Annotated in this window: 14 protein-coding genes; 4 read left to right on the top strand and 10 right to left on the bottom strand. The window is 46.0% G+C overall.

The genetic code is table 11. The features are described 5' to 3' along the window. Nucleotides 1-2: 2 nt before the first annotated feature. The 3 genes from srmB to ACXAD8_RS05070 form a co-directional block, all read right to left on the bottom strand. On the bottom strand, nucleotides 3-1223 hold the full coding sequence (gene srmB / locus ACXAD8_RS05080) for an ATP-dependent RNA helicase SrmB (protein ID WP_475225693.1): 1221 nt from the start codon (nucleotides 1221-1223) through the stop codon (nucleotides 3-5). Between the two features lie 56 nt (nucleotides 1224-1279). Beyond that, on the bottom strand, nucleotides 1280-1843 hold the full coding sequence (locus ACXAD8_RS05075) for an acyloxyacyl hydrolase (RefSeq protein ID WP_475225691.1): 564 nt from the start codon (nucleotides 1841-1843) through the stop codon (nucleotides 1280-1282). Nucleotides 1844-1974: 131 nt separating this feature from the next. After that, nucleotides 1975-3207 (bottom strand): multifunctional CCA addition/repair protein, encoded by a 1233-nt coding sequence (locus tag ACXAD8_RS05070; protein ID WP_475225689.1) that lies wholly within the window; start codon nucleotides 3205-3207, stop codon nucleotides 1975-1977. A gap of 153 nt (nucleotides 3208-3360) precedes the next feature. Here ACXAD8_RS05070 and ACXAD8_RS05065 point away from each other — a divergent pair, with 153 nt between their 5' ends. From ACXAD8_RS05065 to ACXAD8_RS05050, 4 genes are all read left to right on the top strand, one after another. Next, the gene (locus ACXAD8_RS05065) at nucleotides 3361-4272 is read left to right on the top strand and encodes an ExeA family protein (RefSeq protein ID WP_475225686.1); all 912 of its coding nucleotides are present in this window, start codon (nucleotides 3361-3363) and stop codon (nucleotides 4270-4272) included. Next, nucleotides 4265-5344: a general secretion pathway protein GspB gene (locus ACXAD8_RS05060; protein WP_475225684.1), complete on the top strand. Its 1080-nt coding sequence runs from the start codon at nucleotides 4265-4267 to the stop codon at nucleotides 5342-5344. Before ACXAD8_RS05065 ends, ACXAD8_RS05060 begins: the two co-directional genes overlap by 8 nt. 26 nt (nucleotides 5345-5370) lie before the next feature. Next, nucleotides 5371-6072, top strand: coding sequence for a hypothetical protein (locus tag ACXAD8_RS05055; RefSeq protein ID WP_475225681.1), 702 nt, complete (start codon nucleotides 5371-5373; stop codon nucleotides 6070-6072). Nucleotides 6073-6477: 405 nt separating this feature from the next. Then, nucleotides 6478-6951, top strand: a complete 474-nt coding sequence (locus ACXAD8_RS05050) for a Dps family protein (protein ID WP_475225679.1) — start codon at nucleotides 6478-6480, stop codon at nucleotides 6949-6951. A gap of 58 nt (nucleotides 6952-7009) precedes the next feature. Here the strand turns inward: ACXAD8_RS05050 and ACXAD8_RS05045 are convergent, their stop codons facing one another. The 7 genes from ACXAD8_RS05045 to eno all read right to left on the bottom strand — a co-directional run bounded on the left by ACXAD8_RS05045 (nucleotide 7010) and on the right by eno (nucleotide 15581). Next, nucleotides 7010-8218, bottom strand: coding sequence for an HD-GYP domain-containing protein (locus tag ACXAD8_RS05045; protein WP_475225677.1), 1209 nt, complete (start codon nucleotides 8216-8218; stop codon nucleotides 7010-7012). Nucleotides 8219-8327: 109 nt separating this feature from the next. After that, nucleotides 8328-8930 (bottom strand): 3-isopropylmalate dehydratase small subunit, encoded by a 603-nt coding sequence (leuD, locus tag ACXAD8_RS05040; protein ID WP_475225674.1) that lies wholly within the window; start codon nucleotides 8928-8930, stop codon nucleotides 8328-8330. 1 nt (nucleotide 8931) lies between these two features. Then, entirely contained in the window at nucleotides 8932-10335 is a 1404-nt protein-coding gene (gene leuC, locus ACXAD8_RS05035; RefSeq protein ID WP_475225672.1) for a 3-isopropylmalate dehydratase large subunit, read from the bottom strand. After that, nucleotides 10335-11432: a 3-isopropylmalate dehydrogenase gene (gene leuB / locus ACXAD8_RS05030; protein WP_475225670.1), complete on the bottom strand. Its 1098-nt coding sequence runs from the start codon at nucleotides 11430-11432 to the stop codon at nucleotides 10335-10337. Before leuB ends, leuC begins: the two co-directional genes overlap by 1 nt. Nucleotides 11433-11434: 2 nt before the next feature. Further along, a complete protein-coding gene (leuA, locus tag ACXAD8_RS05025) occupies nucleotides 11435-12994 on the bottom strand; it encodes a 2-isopropylmalate synthase (RefSeq protein ID WP_475225667.1) in 1560 nt (519 codons plus the stop codon). Nucleotides 12995-13582: 588 nt separating this feature from the next. Continuing rightward, on the bottom strand, nucleotides 13583-14239 hold the full coding sequence (locus tag ACXAD8_RS05020; RefSeq protein WP_475225665.1) for a hypothetical protein: 657 nt from the start codon (nucleotides 14237-14239) through the stop codon (nucleotides 13583-13585). A gap of 49 nt (nucleotides 14240-14288) precedes the next feature. Next, a complete protein-coding gene (gene eno, locus ACXAD8_RS05015; protein WP_475225662.1) occupies nucleotides 14289-15581 on the bottom strand; it encodes a phosphopyruvate hydratase in 1293 nt (430 codons plus the stop codon). Between the last annotated feature and the right edge of the window lie 62 nt (nucleotides 15582-15643).

Genomic DNA, 15643 nt, shown 5'->3' with positions numbered 1-15643 from the left:
CTCTACTTTTTAGCTTTTGCTTTGCTGTTTTTCTTAGCCGCTGATTTTTTCTTTTTCGGCTTTTTCCCAGCGACTTTAGCTACTTTGTGTTTAGGCTCCAGGCCCTTAACTTTTTGCGGTTTAATGCTGTCGCCGGTAAAGCGGCTGATCTTACCCATCATTTCCATATCGTGGGCTTCAACCAGAGAGATGGCGTTGCCTTTTTTACCGGAACGACCTGTGCGACCTATACGGTGCACATAAACATCGGCAGTGCGGGGTAAATCATAGTTAATGACATGGCTGACATCGGGAATATCAATACCACGGGCGGCTACATCTGTGGCCAGCAACACAGGGCATTCACCATTTTTGAAGGCCGCTATGGCCTTGTTGCGTCTGTCCTGCGGCATTTCGCCCTGTAGATATACATAGCGAACATTTTGTGACTGTAACCATGCTGCCAGTTCCGCCAGGCGCTCGCGGGTTTTTATAAACACCACGCAGCGGCTCAGTTCTTCGCTTTGCAGATAATGTAAAAGCAGGGCGCGTTTGTGCTCCAGAGTGTCGGCAAAATGTAGCCATTGCAGGATCTTGGGGCGCTCTTTACGCGATGGGCTTGCTTCCACTGAAATTGGGTCATTCAGCACCGTTAAGGCAAAACGCTCTACGTCTTTGCTGTCTAGCGTCGCTGAAAATAAGTGGGTTTGCTTGCGCCAACGCGCTTCGGCACAAATCTGACTGACTACAGGTCCAAATCCCATATCCAGCATGCGGTCAGCCTCATCCAGAATAATCCATTCCAACTCTCTGCAGTCAAAGGCTTCACGTTCGATGTGTTCGAACAATCTTCCGGGTGTAGCAATTACGATATCAACATTGCTCTCTAACAGATCCAGATCTGAGCCATAGTTAATACCGCCAATAATTGTACCTGAGGTAATATCGGTGTAAGCGGCAATCTTTTGGGTTTGTTCCTGCACCTGTAACGCCAGTTCACGCGTGGGGGTCAGGATAAGAATTCTGGGGCCATGAGGCTTTTTCGCCGGATAATCCAACAAATATTGGCAGGCAGGTATCACAAACGCTGCGGTTTTTCCGGTGCCGGTAGGGGCACTGGCTAAAACGTCTTTTCCATCCAGTGCCGCCGGAATGGCTTCCATCTGAATACTGGTGGGTTTGCTAAATCCCATTTCAGCAATGGCGCGGCAAAGCTCATCATCCAGTTGTAATTCTTCAAACATGCATTAACCCATTAAATTTTTGCCGGATTATACCTGTTTTAATGGGCTATGTTCGATTAAAAGTGCCAGGTATATGCGATATTCGCGAAATCCATGCCTGGATTGTTGTCGTTTAAACCGCCGTTAGAGTAGTGCATGTAGCGCAGTGCTATGGACTCTCGCAAGTTTTCGCCAAATTCGAATATGACACCAAGGCGATCTTCAAACTGGTAATGGGAACCGATATCTTTGCCAGCAAAGCGGGTGTCTTCCACCAAAGAAACGCCGATGCCGAATTCCCATTTTACCGGGTATTTGTCGTAAATTCGGGCAAACTCCTTGCTGAACACTGGCGAGATAGCAAAGGCAAAATTGCTTTCGTGTCTGACCGGATCACCAAACTCCCAGAAATTCAAACTAAACTCCCAGTAAAGATCGAGTGTGCCCAACCATTCGAATCGGTCTATTTTCGTAACCACAGGGCGATAACCAAGCCGTATACCCTTTAGATCACCTTCGCCATGCAGGTATTCGATAGAGATAGCTTGGTCATAGTTGTCTTGTAATTGCCAATCTTGTGCATTTGCCTGAAAGGTCGAGGCAGCAAACAACATCAGCGTTGCTAATAGTACTTTGTGCATTGTAATTATCCATTCAGAATTGTTATGTACCGAATGGTATATAAATCAAATGCAAAAGATTAGCGCTAAAATTAGATGAATACGTTCTAAAATATTGAATTAAAATTACTTGAAATGGAATTTACGCCATTTTAACTTTTTGTTTGCTCAGCCTTAACCTGAGCAACGATTTGGCAACGTCTTTGACTGAGTTCCTGTTTAATCTCAGCGCCTTTAAAGCCGTCGGCAATGATGTTTTGCACATTGACCTGGAGGGCTGCATCCAGGCATTTAATCAGATAAGGGCGTTGTGGGTAGTCTCGTTGTTCAAACCCTGTGCGGCCTTTGGCATCCGCTTCACAGGCTAGTAGCATGTCGTGAAAACGCTCCGGTTTGCGCCAGGCATCAACTTTGTCGAAGAGTTTAATAATAGTTTGTGGCTTTAACTCAAACGCTTTGTGTACATTACCGTGAAGTTCGCAAGTGAGTTTAGCCAGTTCGGTTTCCAGTTTCGGTGCTTTGATGCGGCTGCATAAATTGTCCACTAACGGCAAACCAGCTTTTTCGTGACCGCGATGGCTTGGCCAGTGCTGGGGCTCGGTGAGCCCTTTGCCCAGGTCGTGTAATAGTGCAGCGAAGCGCACGGCTGTGTTTTGGCTTAGTAGCGAGGCTTGTTGTAAAACCATCATGACATGGATACCGGTATCTATTTCCGGGTGCCATTTTTCGGGGTTGGGAACACCCCACAAGGCGTCCAACTCAGAAAACCAATCCTTTAAGGCCTCACAAGCTTTCAGCGTTTCGAAATACACTTCTGGATTTGGCTCTGATAGGGCTTTGGCCGTTTCTACCCAAACGCGTTCTGCCGAGAGTGTTGTAAGTTCACCAGATTGGGCAATCTCGGTCATTAATGTCAAAGTTTCTGGAGCGATTGTGAATCCGTATTGTTTGTATCGGGCGGCAAACCTGGCTACCCGCAGCACTCGTAATGGATCTTCAACAAATGCCTCAGATACATGGCGTAAAGTTCTCTGCTCCAGATCCTGCTGCCCCTGATAGGGGTCGATTAGTGCGCCATGCTCATCCTGTGCCATGGCATTGATGGTTAAATCGCGGCGGATCAGGTCTTCTGCTAATGTCACATTGACAGAGGTATCGGTTTCAAAGCCGGTATAACCTGCACCAGATTTCTTTTCCTTTCTGGCCAGAGCGTATTCTTCTTTAGTTTTGGGGTGCAGAAATACCGGAAAATCTTTACCTACCTGCTGGTAACCTGCTTGCAACATGGCGTCTGGTGTGGCACCTGTCACCACCCAATCTTTATCCTTTACTTTGCGCCCCAATAATTTGTCTCGAACGGCACCGCCCACCAAATACACTTGCATTATTTCTATTTTTTCTTCATCGCTGGTTCATGATTAACAGCTATTATGCCGGAAAATGTGAATTTTTACTTTTGATGTTTTGACTTAATAATCACAAATCGTCAGGATAGCCAACCAGAACGAATTGATTCAGCGGAAACCGGACAACCAGATATGTATCTGAATTATTTTGGGTTAAAGGATAATCCATTTTCTATTGCCCCAAACCCCGAGTACCTTTTTATGAGCCCGAGACATCGGGAGGCGTTAGCCCATCTGACTTTTGGTTTAAGAGAAAGCGGCGGCTTTGTCATGCTTACCGGGGAAGTGGGCACAGGCAAAACAACGGTTGCGCGTAAGTTGTTGCAGGATTTGCCAGCCACTACTCAAGTGGCGATGATATTAAATCCTACCTTATCCGCCATCGAATTACTGGCGACAATCTGTGATGAGCTGGGTGTTGAGTATGAGCGGCAATTATCCAGCCTCAAGTACTTTACTGATCTCATCCTTAAAAAGCTCAGCGATAACCACAACAAAAATAAAAGTACTATTCTGATCATAGACGAGGCTCAGCACCTGATGCCAGAAGTGCTGGAGCAATTGCGGTTACTAACCAATCTCGAAACCAATCGCGAAAAGCTGATGAAGGTGGTTTTGATTGGACAACCAGAGTTACAACAGTTGTTAAAACGCAATGAGTTAAGGCAGTTGGCGCAGCGTATCACTGCACGCTATCACTTATTGCCACTGACTTCTGGCGAAGTTAAAGAGTATGTTGCCCACAGGTTACAGGTGGCCAATGGCGATCGTGGCGTGTTTAGTCCGGGAGCTTTGCAGGCGGCTTATCAAATTACCGGTGGAATTCCCCGTGTTATTAATCTGTTGTGTGACAGGGCGCTGACCATTACAGCCAGTAAACAAATGTTGTCGGTAAAAAGGCACATTTTGGTGGCTGCAGCACAGCAAATCTTGGGTGAGGATGTGGTTAAGCAACGTCAGGGCAAGCAGCAAACTATTCTGTTTAGCTTGTTGTTTGTGGTGAGTGCGGCATTGGGTTTTGCCATGGGGAGTTGGTATGGCTAAACAAATTCGTATCGGGGACTTACAACCCGGCATGTTTATTCTGGGCATCATAGAACAAAATGGCCCGGTAAGAATTAAAAAAACGGGACTGGTAACCAGCCAGGAGATGGTTCAGGGACTGGCTGAGATGGGTGTTGTGTCGGTGGCCATTGACCCGGAAAAAACCGTGGAACTGGAAATCGAAGACAAGCATCACGTTTCCCAAACTCAGTTCGTTATGCACGCCAATGAAGAATCTCCACGACGGGATGCAGACAATCAATTAACTGAGCAGTTTAATCGCAGCCTGTTTATGCCTTCATTGCAAAAGGTGCCATCGGCATTGCAGTATTATGGCACTCAGTTCGGTATTGCCGTATTGGTGGTGGTTATCGGTTTTAGCGCTGGTTGGTTCGCTAGTAGCGTCAGTAAAAATGTTGGTGCACCAGCAGATTCATCAATGATGGTTAAGGAGAGTGTGCAGCCAGAAAATCCTCAGCTGGGGGATGCGACTCAAAGCTCACAGCAAGCCGACAGTGTGGCAGATAACATTGATAGTCGGGAAGTTGCTCAGCAACCACAAGAGGAAGCAGCGCCAGTCGATGAGTCAGAAACTGAAATTGTTGCAGCTGCCCCCGCTCAAAATGAGCCTGTGAGTGTCGATACAGAAAGTACAACTGATATTACCGAGACTGGCACGGAAGAGTTGGTGGCCAATCCAGCTGTTTCACCAGAATTGATGAAGCGATTTGAGGCGGCTATGGCGGATTTGGAAAAAGAATCTGCGCCAACCGTAGGTGATGACGGAGAAACTCTGGAGTATGGCTCAGCCAATAATAGCTATAACTCCACCGATGTGCAGCGGGTCGATCAGTTACCAGCCAGAGTGATGACACGTTTACCCAGCATGTCATTTTCTGCCCACATGTATGCCTCTAACCCAAATGATCGTTGGGTTAAGTTAAATGGCATTGAAATGGGAGAGGGTGAATGGCTGGACGAAAAACTGTTTATTGAACGTATTGAACCACAACACGTGATTTTAGTGTTCGAAGGCCATCAGTTCAGTATGCGGGCGTTGTCAGAATGGTAAAACCTCGCTAAGTAAGGGGTAAAGGTTTGCAGGAAAGTGAAGCCAGAGCGTATTTTTTGCGAGATATGCGTCAGGCAAAAAACAAAGTTGAGCGCTTTTATAAGGCCGAACATGAATTCGGTTCTAAAAAGCATGTGCAGCAGTTTTTAGCGGATTTCCGGCAGGCGCACGCGGGTATTACTATTTTTGAGTATCGCAAACCTACGCGGCACCCCTGGCATTTTCATCACACCTTTTTCTACATCGAACCCAAAGCGATTGAAGAAGATGGCATAGGGAAATTGCTGTTGCTGCAGCAAACCACGCTGGATTCTAAGAAGCTAGTGAAAGGTGACTTAAGCGACATATTGAATGTTCAGGTGACCCGCGATCTGGTGCTACACGAACACTTTTTCACGCGGTTAATTCAGCGCGCCGAGTTATCGGGTTTAAAAGCCGCACTCAAGCTGACGGCTCACTCATTGGCTGAGGTACTGGTGCAGATTAAATTTGCGCTGACTCAGTTTGAAGAAGGACAAACCCTGCATCTGGTTTTCCCGGATAAGGTCTTTATTGTGACTTGCGAGAAAGCACAAGCTCTATTAATTTTTAAAACCGTTATACTGGCTGAGTTTATGACCGAGCGGCAATTGGGAATTTATTCCGGAGCTATAGCGCAAGCTAAAATGTCAAAAAATGGTTTTGTATCCCTCAGAGAAGATGAGGAAGCATACGAGGTTCTTTTTTAAAAATTATTTTAAGTTTTTATTAAAGTTTTTTTCAGAATGAGCCGATACCTCTCACAGTTATGTTTTTATTGTGAGTGAAACCGATGGGATCGAAAGTAGTACCCTCTAACATTTTGCGTTTATGGTTTTGGATGATTGACAGTTCAGGCTCGGTCGAACTGGAACAAAGCGCCACCGAATCTATTCTTAAGTTTTACACCGACATGAACGTTGCGCGTAAAGAACTGGATATGCCCACTCACTTTTAATTTGTACAGATTTATTATCCTCGTTGAGCTTATCTGGTTTGCGATAAGCTCGCTGTAATACACTTCTCAATTGTCAATTTTAGTTTTTGCTTGCCTTTACGCAGCTTGCCCCAATACTTTATCTGAATCCAACCCATTCATTTGAAAGGAGAGAGTAATGACGCCGATTGATATAGGTATCAATGAACAGAATCGTTTGAAAATCGCTGAAGGTCTAAAACGTTTGCTGGCTGATTCATATACCCTTTATTTGCAAACCCACAATTTTCATTGGAATGTCACCGGTCCGCAGTTTCGTGAGTTACACTTGATGTTCGAAGAACACTACACTGAACTCGCTGTCGCCGTTGATGATATTGCCGAGCGCATTCGAACCCTGGATGTCGCAGCGCCGGGCACATACAAAGAATTTGCTCAGTTGAGCTCTATCGAAGAAGTAGAAGGTGTACCAGTAGCAGGTGACATGGTAGATATTCTGACTCGTGGACATGAGCAGGTTGTTCGAACTTCCAGAGAAGTGTTGGCTTTGTCTCAGGCCGCTGATGATGAATCCACATCTGCCCTTGTTTCAGACCGTATGCGCATTCACGAAAAAACTGCATGGATGCTAAGAGCAACCAGAAAACAATAAACAAATCTAGCACGATTAAGGCTGAGGCTTAGAATTAAGCCTCAACCACTAAATGCTATTACACCGAACTCAAAAATACATCTCTGAAAAACTTGGTGAGATTCAATTTGAATTCATTGGGTCTGACCGTGCTTTCGATTTCGTCGGCCACTTTTGCTAAATCGACCCGCTTTAACTCGGTATGAGCGCCGCTGGAAATACTGTAAAAACACATAACCAGTGGTTTTATCGGTTCATCTTTGTTGGCTTTGACTATGATACCGATCTTGCCGCTTTTTAGTTTTACCAGCGACCCTACAGGGTGAACGCCAATACAGCGAATAAATTGCTGCACCAGTGATTGGTCGTATTTGCCTGAGGTATCTGAAAGTAATTTTTTGAGCGCAGCAGTCGGGGTGTAACCTTTTCTGTAGGGGCGGTCGCTGGTCATTGCATCATAACTATCAATAATTGCTGCCATGCGCCCGTAGGTATTAATTTGATCGCCTTTTTTACCTTCGGGGTAGCCGGAACCGTCAAGTCGTTCATGGTGGTCCTGAATAACACTCAAGACGACATCGGAGACATTCTCTTCCTGAGAAACTAACTCGACCCCAAAATCCACATGCATTTTTATCATTTCCTTATCATTTGCATGGAATTTATCGCCTTTTTGCAATAGTTCGTCGGGGATGGTGGCCATACCGACATCCATGAGAAAACCGCCCAGACAAAGATCTTCTGTGAGCTCTTTATCAAAACCCAGATGTTTGGCAAAAACGCCCATGTAAATGGCGCAGTTGACGCTGTGCTCCCAGATATAGTCTGGGGCATCTTTGATCAGGGATACGCAAGACAGGGCATTAGGGTTCTCGAAAATACTGTCTATGATTTCTGAGGAGACTTCTTTTATCTCTTCTATATTGGGATGTTCCCCATTGCGAACTTTATCCAGAAGTTTGCAATGAGCTTGTTTGGCGTGGTCGTGTAGCTTTTGTGATTGATTAAGTGAGTCTGACAGCGATTTTTCAGGTACTTTCTTTGTGGCTTCCTCAGGCTCTGGCTCGGGTTCGGGCTGATGCCGAGCAATTTCTTTTAAGTTACTTTTACTGTAGTCCACCTCTAATTCCAGAATGCCCTTTTGTTTGAGCAGTTCTATAAGTTCTGGACGTTTGATTAAGCCCTGAGATTTTACCTTCAGCTGACCACTTTGTTTGGTCACACGACTGACAAACATCCCGGGTACGAGTTGATCGATGGAAACTATTGCGATCTGATTTTGCTGCATAATATCAATTCAATCTGTCAGTTAGTTCAATCTGAATGGGAAAGTATTGCCAATATCACAGATATTGGCAATAAATCATTGAAAAATACAGAGAAATAATTCTGGAAGTTTATGCTAACCAGGCTGGAATACGCGATTCGTAATCCGATATTTGCGCTTCGCTTTCCAGCGTTTGACCAATGGCATCCAAGCCTTTGATTAGATTGTTTTTATGGTGGGCCTCAATGTCAAAACTAAAACTATTACCATCACAGGACAGGGTTTGTTCTGGTAAATTGATAGTTATGGCACAGTCTGAATTGGCGTCAACCGCCGCAAACAGCGTATCCATGGCTGCACTTGGCAGAGCTACTGGCAACAATTGATTATTCATGCAGTTACCATAAAAGATATCTGCGAAACTGGTGGCAACGACCACTTTAAAGCCATAATCGGTTAGCGCCCAGGGGGCGTGCTCGCGACTGGAACCACAGCCAAAGTTCTCTCTGGCCAACAAGACACTGGCTCCCCGGTATTCTGGCTTGTTCAGTACAAAGTCTGGGTTTGGCTCTTTTTCTTCCAGGTCCAGGTAACGCCAGTCATGAAACAGGTGCTTGCCAAATCCGGCGCGACTGACTGAGGTCAAAAACTGTTTCGGAATGATTTGGTCGGTGTCGACATTGGCACTGTCCAGTGGCACTGCCGTGCCGGTGAATTCGGTGATTCCGCTCATATTATTCTGCTCCATATTGTCTGACATCTACAAATCGGCCATTTAGCGCCGCCGCAGCGGCCATGGCAGGGCTTACCAAATGAGTTCTGGCTCCACGGCCCTGGCGTCCTTCAAAATTGCGGTTACTGGTTGATGCACAGCGGTCGCCTGGCTGTAAAATATCGTCATTCATACCCAGACACATGGAACAGCCCGGAAGACGCCACTCAAAACCGGCATTGATAAATATCTCATCTAATTTTTCCGCTTCTGCCTGGGCTTTTACCTGGGCAGAACCGGGCACCACGATAGCGGTAACGCTGGAGGCGACTTTACCTTGTTTGGCCACTTTGGCCGCGGCGCGTAAATCTTCAATACGACTATTGGTACAGGAGCCAATAAATACATTATTTACTGACAAGTCGGACAGCTTTTGCCCGGCTTCTATACCCATGTATTTTAACGCCTTGCTGGTAGAGATTTTTTCCACGCTGTCGTTAAAATCGTTGGGGCCTGGGATAGGGCTGTTTATGCCAATGACCTGGCCAGGATTGGTACCCCATGTAACTTGCGGCTCAATATCTTGCGCCTGTAATGTAACCAGGGTATCAAATTGGGCACCAGCATCCGATTTTAACTCGGCCCAATCTGCCAGCGCGGCTTGCCAGTTTTGGTCTTTGGGTGCGTAGTCGCGACCTTTGATGTAATCGATGGTTATTTGATCCGGTGCGATTAAGCCCGCCTTGGCCCCCGCTTCGATACTCATGTTGCAGATGGTCATTCGCTCTTCCATGCTCAAGGCTTCAATCGCGCTGCCTGCGTATTCAATGACATGTCCGGTGGCACCCGCATGACCTATTTTGCCTATGATGGCCAAAATGATGTCTTTAGCTGTGATCCCCGGAGGTAACTCACCCTGTACATCTACCTTCATGGTTTTTGCTTTGCTTTGTTTCAAGGTCTGTGTTGCTAACACATGCTCTACTTGCGATGTGCCAATACCAAAAGCCAAAGCGCCGAATGCGCCGTGCGTAGCAGTGTGAGAGTCACCACATACTACTGTCATTCCGGGCAAGATTAGTCCCAGTTCAGGGCCAATTACGTGTACGATACCTTGCTTTTGGTGGCCTACGGGGTACAGCTCTATACCATTGGCTTCGCAATTGCTCATTAAGGTTTGCAACTGCAATTGGTTGGCCGGGCCACAGGCATCTATCGCTAACGAGCGGGTAGAAATGCTGTGATCCATGGTGGCAAAGGTTTTATCAGGGCGTCTTACTTTACGTCCTTTTTCGGTCAGTCCCGCAAAGGCTTGTGGAGAGGTGACTTCGTGGATCAGGTGGCGATCGATATACAACAAGGTATCGTTGCCCACTTGATCAACAATATGACGTTGCCAGATTTTTTCGTAAAGGGTTTGCGCCATTAGTGACTCTCCTTAATAGCGTTGGCGATAAAATCTCCCACCTGGGACGTTGATTTAGCTTCATGGCGTTTGTCAGCAGGTAATAGCTCTGCGGTTAATACCTGAGATTGCAGCGCTTTTACCACGGCACTATCGATGGCATCTGCGGCATCATTTTCATTCAGGCTGTAGCGCATCAACATCGATAACGACAAAATTTGTGCAATAGGGTTGGCGATGCCTTTTCCTGCAATATCCGGAGCCGAACCGCCTGCGGGTTCGTACATACCGAATCCGTCAGCGTTTATACTGGCAGAGGGTAATAAGCCCATTGAGCCTGTGATCATGGCGCATTCATCAGAGATGATGTCGCCGAACAGGTTGGAGCACAACAACACGTCAAAATCCGAAGGACATCGAATTAGCTGCATGGTCGCGTTATCGATATAGATGTGCTCTAGCGTGACATCCGGATAGTCTTTCGCAACTTCTTCAGTGACTTCTCGCCACAGGCGACTACAAACCAGTACGTTGGCTTTGTCTACGGAGGTAACTTTCTTGTTGCGCTTTTGTGCTGCTTCAAAGGCAATTTTGGCGATGCGGCGAATTTCCATACGGCTATAACGCATAGTATCAAAGGCATATTGCTCTTCACCTTCGCCTTCCATACCTTTGGGTTGGCCGAAGTAAATTCCGCCAGTTAATTCCCGAACCACCAATACATCAAAACCGCTGGCAGCAATGTCGGCGCGCAGTGGTGAAAAGGACTCCAGACCTTCATAAATACGGGCAGGGCGCAGGTTACTGAATAAACCGAAATGACTGCGCAAAGTCAGCAAAGCGGCTCTTTCAGGGCGTTGTTCCAGTGGCAGATTATCCCATTTGGGACCACCGATGGAGCCAAACAATATGGCATCAGCATTTTCACAACCTTTCAGAGTCTTGTCAGGCAGGGCGTGACCGTCCTGGTCGATGGCATATCCGCCAACATTAAATTGCTCAGTTGTGATATTTAAATCAAACTTGTGTTTGATGGTTTCCAGCACTTTTAAGGCTTCGTTCATGACCTCGGGGCCAATCCCGTCTCCGGCCAATACTGCGATATGTTTTCCTGACATGGTTATACACCTGCTATTCGTTTGACTTGTTTTTTCTGATGATCGATTTGATCTGCCAGATACGTATTATTCATTACATAAATTAAGGCTTTGACACCGGCTTCTACGATATCGGTGGCCAAACCAATTCCGCTGAAGCGACGCCCGTTGTAGGTAGCAATCACGCTTACCTGTGCCAGTGCGTCGGCACCTTCGCCTTTGGAATCCAGTTTAAAATCAACAATCTCGATACTGTCTCTGCCGGTGGCTTTGATAATGGCATTAAAGGCTGCGTCTACCGGACCGTTACCGGTTGATGATTCGGTGACTTCCTGATCGCCAAATGCCACAATGACGGTAGCACTGGGCACTATGTTTTTACCTGCATTGGCGTGAAGGTAGTTCAATTGATAATAGGCCTCGTCCTGACGGGTTTGATCAAAGAACACTAACGCCTCTAAATCGTAATCGAAAACCTGGCCTTTTTTGTCGGCCAATTTCAAAAATGACTGATACAGTTGGTCCAGATCAAAATCACTGTCCTGATAGCCTAACTCGTGCATTCTGTGCTTAATCACATGGCGTCCAGAGCGGGATGTCAGGTTCAGGTTATTTTTGTTGATGCCCACAGATTCAGGCGTCATGATTTCATAGGTATTTTGTGCTTTTAACACCCCATCCTGGTGGATCCCCGAAGAATGACTAAAAGCATTTGTGCCGACGATGGCTTTGTTAGGTTGCACTGGCATGTTGCACAATTGACTGACCAGTTTTGATGTTCTGGAAATTTCAGTGCTTCGGATGTTGGTTTGCAATCCTAATAACTGCTCTCTGGTTTTTAAAATCATGGCGATTTCTTCCAGTGAGGCATTACCCGCCCGCTCACCAATACCATTGATAGTGCATTCTACCTGACGCGCACCGTTTTCAACGGCTGCTAATGAATTGGCCACGGCCAATCCTAAATCGTTGTGACAATGTACAGATATTGTGGCTTTGTCGATGTTTGGAACCCGGTTGAACAGATTCTTAATGATGCCGCCAAACTCAGTGGGGGTAGTGTAGCCAACTGTATCCGGAATATTCACGGTAGTGGCACCTGCATTTATGGCGGCTTCTACCATACGGCATAAATAATCAATGTGTGTACGGCCGGCGTCTTCGCAGGAAAACTCGATATCATCTGTGTATTTACCAGCGTGCCTGATGGCCGCTACTGCCATTTCCACCACTTCGTCATTGGATTTTCTCAGTTTTGAGTCCACATGAATCGACGATGTGGCGATAAAGGTATGAATACGAAAATGATCAGCAACCCTTAGAGACTCACCACAAGCATCAATATCCTGCATAACTGCTCGTGATAACCCGCATACGGTGGCATTTTTTATTTCTTTGGCAATGGTTTGTACCGATTGAAAATCGCCAGGCGAAGAAACCGGAAATCCCGCTTCGATAATATCAACACCTAATCGCTCAAGCGCCAGCGCAATCTGGAGTTTGTCCTTCACCGTTAGGCTGGCGGGTAACGCCTGTTCACCATCACGCAAGGTGGTATCGAAGATCTTTACCTGATTGTCCATGTTAACTCCTGATTTGCTGTGCTATATACAAAAAAACCCGTGCTGTGCACGGGTTTTTCATGAATGCTTTTGGTTGTTTACTTACAACTCACCCGTGCAGTTTTGCCTGCCATAAGGAGAAGTAGGAGTGAAGTAAACTTAATTGCCATCTTGGGTTGAATGTTCTCAACGTTTGTATGGATGTATTTGTAACGTTTATCACGGATAGGGTCAATAGCGCCTGCGATGTTTTTCAGAGATAAACGCAAGTTTTTGGTTATATTTCATGATTAAAAACTGCAAACTGGTTTGATAAGTATAAAATCACCATTTGGTTAGGATGTTTATCCTATTTTGTTGTGGAGCGATCTTCAGTTCTACAATCTACTTCAAATCAAACATGGTTGTTCGAATAAATTCGAACCTACAGTAGCATGGATATTTGAATTGTTGGTGCTGCATCAGCAGAACAATAATAGCCAGGAATACTTTAGGTTAACGAACTTCAGTTCGACCAACCCATTTAAATCAAACTCCATTGTTCGCATAAATAAAAACCGACAGTCGAGTGAACAGGTTTGAGGAGAGCGCTGATAGCGCAAGGCGAATTTACACCGGAAAACGAAAGTTCTTCCAGTGAATGGTAGTAGAGAGCAATAACTCTCTGAGGCTGAGTTTACGGGGATGGGTGATACCTTTATGGCTCCAGCGATGACCACAGCAAGCGGAAGTCATGGTTGCCTTTGAAGGTTTTTGCAGAATAACCAACTGTTGTTGCTTGTGCTGCAGTACCGGTTGCGTTTCTTCCTGTGCCTCTAAGGAAATCCACTTATTTTTATTGAGGTGAATGCGCTTGTTGGGCAAATCCATAATATCAATGGAATCCAGCTCCAGATAGATATGTTCAAAATCCATCAGCAGCACTGGCACAGGTAAGCCATAGCAAGAATGCTTCATATACCAGTCAACGGCTTCTTCAGTGAAATGCTGTTTACCGGGACATTTGCGAGGTTGTTTTAACTGCCAACTGGCGTTGTGGATATCCACCGCCATTGGGTTTTCGGTGGTGAGCAGTTTATAGGCTGCATTTTTAACATGATAAGAAAGTCCCGCCAGCTTGCGTTGGATTCTAACGGTATCGAGATTATCTTGTTTGGCGATATCCAATAGGGTTGATTCAAACAGTGCAGTGCACAGTTCGGCGTATTCCAATTGCTGCTCACTGCCATGGAATATTGAGGTTTGGATATCGTTGCTGTCAAACATGGTGTGAGTCTGTCAGAGTTGCCACCGAAGTGGCAACATCTTATCAGTCTTATTGACCTTTAATGGCCGAGCGACCAGCGTATGCAACAGAACTGCCTAGTTCTTCTTCGATGCGTAACAACTGGTTGTACTTAGCAACACGGTCAGAACGACACAGTGAGCCGGTTTTAATTTGGCCTGCAGCTGTACCTACTGCCAGGTCCGCGATAGTGGCATCTTCAGTTTCACCTGAACGGTGTGAAATAACTGCTGTGAAGCCCGCGTCTTTGGCCATTTTAATGGCTTCCAGAGTTTCGGTTAGTGAACCGATTTGATTGAATTTAATCAAAATGGAGTTACCAACGCCTTGCTCGATACCACGAGACAAAATTTTGGTATTGGTTACAAACAGATCATCACCTACCAACTGAACTTTATCACCAATTTTTTGGGTTAATTCGGCCCAGCCATCCCAGTCACTCTCGTCCATACCATCTTCGATGGAAACGATCGGGTACTTGTTGCTCAGTTCAGCCAAATAGTCGGTAAAGGCTGAAGGCGTGAAGGATTTGCCTTCACCGCTCAGGTTGTAGCTGCCTTCGCTGTAGAATTCAGAAGAGGCACAGTCCAAAGCTAAAGTGATGTCTTTATCCATCACATAACCGGCGTTTTCTACTGCTTCAACGATTACAGCCAGTGCTTCTTCGTTTGATGCCAGATTAGGAGCGAAACCACCTTCGTCACCGACTGCAGTATTCAGGCCTTTGCCACTTAATACTTTTTTCAGGCTGTGGAAGATTTCTGCACCCATGCGCAGGGCTTCTTTAAAGGTGGCAGCGCCAACAGGCTGTACCATGAATTCCTGAATATCAACGTTGTTGTCTGCGTGCTCACCACCATTGATGATATTCATCATAGGCACTGGCATGCTGTATTGGCCTGGCGTACCGTTAATGTCAGCAATGTGCTGATAAAGTGGTACTTTCTTTTCCATTGCAGCGGCTTTGGCGGCAGCGAGCGAAACCGCCAGGATGGCATTGGCACCCAGCTTTTCTTTGTTTTCAGTGCCGTCCAACTCGATCATGATTTTGTCTAGCGCAGCTTGCTCAAGGGCATTTTTACCCAGCAATGCTTGTTGGATGTCATTGTTAACTGCTGCAACAGCCTTAGTTACGCCTTTACCTAAATAGCGAGACTTGTCGCCATCTCTTAATTCTAATGCTTCGCGTGAACCCGTAGAAGCACCAGAAGGTGCACAAGCGCGGCCCCAGGCTCCTGATTCGAGAAATACGTCTGCTTCAACCGTTGGGTTGCCACGTGAGTCTAAAACTTCGCGACCTACAATCTTTGTAATGTTTGCCATAAAAATATGTTCCTGAAAATGGGTTCGCAATTAATCCGCATAAACTAGCAAAAGCGTAGCAA

The sequence above is a fragment of the Planctobacterium sp. AWH2_060 genome (assembly GCF_056158425.1).
The sequence above is the reverse complement of the archived record's forward strand: the minus strand, read 5'-3'. Positions and strand labels throughout refer to the sequence as shown.

Coding starts and splice junctions, on each gene's coding strand:
- ACXAD8_RS05045 (WP_475225677.1), bottom strand. CDS start 8,218: ATGCAGCAAAATCAGATCGCAATAGTTTCCATCGATCAACTCGTACCC.
- leuA (WP_475225667.1), bottom strand. CDS start 12,994: ATGGACAATCAGGTAAAGATCTTCGATACCACCTTGCGTGATGGTGAA.
- ACXAD8_RS05020 (WP_475225665.1), bottom strand. CDS start 14,239: ATGTTTGACAGCAACGATATCCAAACCTCAATATTCCATGGCAGTGAG.
- leuB (WP_475225670.1), bottom strand. CDS start 11,432: ATGTCAGGAAAACATATCGCAGTATTGGCCGGAGACGGGATTGGCCCC.
- ACXAD8_RS05075 (WP_475225691.1), bottom strand. CDS start 1,843: ATGCACAAAGTACTATTAGCAACGCTGATGTTGTTTGCTGCCTCGACC.
- eno (WP_475225662.1), bottom strand. CDS start 15,581: ATGGCAAACATTACAAAGATTGTAGGTCGCGAAGTTTTAGACTCACGT.
- ACXAD8_RS05070 (WP_475225689.1), bottom strand. CDS start 3,207: ATGCAAGTGTATTTGGTGGGCGGTGCCGTTCGAGACAAATTATTGGGG.
- ACXAD8_RS05060 (WP_475225684.1), top strand. CDS start 4,265: ATGGCTAAACAAATTCGTATCGGGGACTTACAACCCGGCATGTTTATT.
- srmB (WP_475225693.1), bottom strand. CDS start 1,223: ATGTTTGAAGAATTACAACTGGATGATGAGCTTTGCCGCGCCATTGCT.
- leuD (WP_475225674.1), bottom strand. CDS start 8,930: ATGAGCGGAATCACCGAATTCACCGGCACGGCAGTGCCACTGGACAGT.
- ACXAD8_RS05065 (WP_475225686.1), top strand. CDS start 3,361: ATGTATCTGAATTATTTTGGGTTAAAGGATAATCCATTTTCTATTGCC.
- ACXAD8_RS05050 (WP_475225679.1), top strand. CDS start 6,478: ATGACGCCGATTGATATAGGTATCAATGAACAGAATCGTTTGAAAATC.
- leuC (WP_475225672.1), bottom strand. CDS start 10,335: ATGGCGCAAACCCTTTACGAAAAAATCTGGCAACGTCATATTGTTGAT.